The sequence below is a fragment of the Endozoicomonas arenosclerae genome, from assembly GCF_001562015.1.
Classification (GTDB): Bacteria; Pseudomonadota; Gammaproteobacteria; order Pseudomonadales; family Endozoicomonadaceae; genus Endozoicomonas_A; species Endozoicomonas_A arenosclerae.
The window spans coordinates 1-531 of record NZ_LASA01000292.1; the positions used below are offsets into that span (position 1 = coordinate 1).

General features: G+C 35.6%; 1 protein-coding gene. It reads right to left on the bottom strand.

The features are described 5' to 3' along the window. Positions 1 to 183, bottom strand: a 183-nt coding sequence (locus WG89_RS28820; RefSeq protein ID WP_479686493.1) for a transposase, incomplete at its 3' end; no start/stop codon positions are given. Between the last annotated feature and the right edge of the window lie 348 nt (positions 184 to 531).

Consider the following 531-nt stretch of genomic DNA (forward strand, 5'->3'; position numbering starts at 1 on the left):
CAACATGGTTGCTAGCGGGTAAGGGCGTCTTCCATTACCTGGCTTTGGATAAAAAGGCTCAATGACGGCTTCTAATCGAGACCAGGGAATCAGCTTCTCCATTCTGAGTAAGAACTTCTCTTTACGAGTCTGTCGCTTTTTTTGGGTGAACTCGCAGTCGGCAAACGTGAGCTGATTCTTCATGGTGAACTCCAAATATGAGCTGATGGTAGATTAGCTCACAAGGAACTTGTTCACACCTTCCTTAAGTATTATATTATTTAGGATTTCACTACTAATTTACTTATTGTCATTAGTCTTACCCTTTAATAATGACTTTTGGTTTGGTGGAATGATACTGTTTCTTGGTGGTATATTCTTTGGAATTATATTTCTTATTAAAAGTATGTCAGAAAGCTTGAAGGATTCTTTATTCGCTTTATCTGCACTAACATTACCTCTATCAAACTTATTGTATATATATTGCGCTTACAACTTTAAAAAAATAAAACGTTTCTTACTTACACCCGAATATTTAGCATTATTTATTAC